1 protein-coding gene is annotated in these 1,964 nt (G+C 66.3%); it reads right to left on the bottom strand.

Going from position 1 to position 1,964, the window contains the following annotated elements:
- Nucleotides 1–1,964, bottom strand: a 1,964-nt coding sequence (locus IVB32_RS27645; RefSeq protein ID WP_247411972.1) for a chemotaxis protein CheA, incomplete at both ends; no start/stop codon positions are given.

The following is a 1,964-nucleotide window of genomic DNA, read 5'->3' as shown; positions in this document are numbered from 1 at the left end:
GAACGCCATCGGCAGGAAGTGGCCGACGTCGATCACTTCGGTGGCCTGGCCCTTGATCACGGCCGAGCCGAGAATGCCGGAGGAGGATCCGCCGACCTCGATGTTGAGCCGTTCCTCGACGATGTCGATGATCTCGTCGACGACGAGGCCCATGGAGCGGCCGTCGTCGGAGAACACCAGGATCGGCTGGGCGCCCTGGCTCGCGATGGTGACGCTCTCCATGGCAACGAGCGGCATCAGCTGCTCGCGGTACTGCACCATGTAGCGGCCGTTCGAGAACTCGATCTTGTCGGCCGGGAGCTCTTCCAGGCGCGTGACGAGCCCGAGCGGGACCGCCTTGGGCTGGGACGAGCCGGCGCGGAACACCAGCAGCGAGGTGGTCTGCTCGCCCGATCCGATGCTGTGCGTCCCGTTCTCGCTGTTCATGTCATGGGCCGAGGAGCCGGCGGCGCCGAGCGCCTTGGCAATGCCGTTGGGGTCGATGATCATGATGACCGCGCCGTCGCCCAGGATGGTATTGCCCGAGAACATGTCGATGTGGCGCAGCTTCGTCGACATCGGCTTGACCACGATTTCTTCGGTGTGGAACACGCCGTCGACGACGATGCCGAAGGTCTGGCTGCCGACCTGCGTCACCACGATGAAGCCGTTCTCGGGATCGGAGACGGCGCCGTCGTCGATCTTGAGCAGCTTCTTGAGATGGATCAGCGGCAGCAGCTTGTTGCGCAGCCTGAGAACCGCGGTGTCCTTGATGCGCTCGATGCGGTGCTCCGAGTTGGCGCGGGCCCGCACCAGCTCGACCACGGAGAGCTGCGGGATCGCAAAGCGGTCGCCGGCGGCTTCCACGATCAGCGCGGAGACGATGGCGAGCGTCAGCGGGATCTTGATGGTAACGGAGGAGCCTTCACCGGCGACCGACTTGATGTCGATGGTGCCGCCGATCTGGTCGATATTGGTGCGCACCACGTCCATGCCGACGCCGCGCCCCGACACCGAGGTGATGGCGGCAGCAGTGGAGAAGCCCGGGGCGAAGATGAACTTGTGGATCTGGGCTTCGCTCATCTTCTCGAGCTCGGCCTCGGTGACCAGACCTGAGGAGATCGCCTTGGCCTTGATCCTGTCGGTGTTCAGGCCACGGCCGTTGTCGGCGATGCAGATGATGATGTGGCCGCCCTCGTGATAGGCGGACAGGCGAATGGTGCCCTGCTCGCCCTTGCCGCCGGCGAGACGCTCGGCCGGGGTCTCCAGGCCATGGTCGGCGGAGTTGCGCACCATGTGGGTGAGCGGGTCCTTGATCAGGTCGAGCACCTGGCGGTCGAGCTCGGTGTCGGCGCCGTGCATCTCCAGCTCGATCTGCTTGCCGAGTTCGCTCGAGAGGTCGCGAACGATGCGGGGCAGCTTCTGCCAGGCATTGCCGATCGGCTGCATGCGCGTCTTCATGACGCCTTCCTGCAGCTCGGCGGTGACGTTGGACAGCCGCTGCAACGGCACCTTGAACTCGGTGTCCTCGTTGCGGCGGGATATCTCCAACAGCTGGTTGCGGGTCAGCACCAGCTCCGAGACCATGGTCATCAGATGCTCCAGCGTATCCACGTTGACGCGGATCGACTGGTTGGCGATGCTGGCTCCCTCGGCGGCGCCTTCGTCGGCGATCGCCTTCTTCGGCGCGGCCTTGTCCTTCGCCTTGGTCTCCTTCGCGGCTTCCTTGGCAACAGGCACCGGGGCTTCAGCGGCAGGCGGAGGCTCCGCCTTGACTTCGGCCCTGGCAACCGGGACCGGCACTTCGATCGCGGTCTCGCGGAAGGCACGCTCGAGCTCGTCGAGCGAGACTTCGCCCGGACGCAGCGGACGCTCCAGGCTCTGGTCGGCCAGCACGCCGGAGGTCGGCGCGGCTTCGACGGCGACAGGCGCGTCCGGCACCAGCGGCGGCGCTTCGGCAACGGCAGCAGCAGCAGCGCCGGCCG

It is taken from the genome of Bradyrhizobium sp. 23 (genome assembly GCF_023073295.1).
GTDB classification, from domain to species: Bacteria; Pseudomonadota; Alphaproteobacteria; order Rhizobiales; family Xanthobacteraceae; genus Bradyrhizobium; species Bradyrhizobium canariense_D.
Note: the sequence above shows the minus strand (reverse complement) of the source record. Positions and strands in the feature narration are given on the sequence as shown.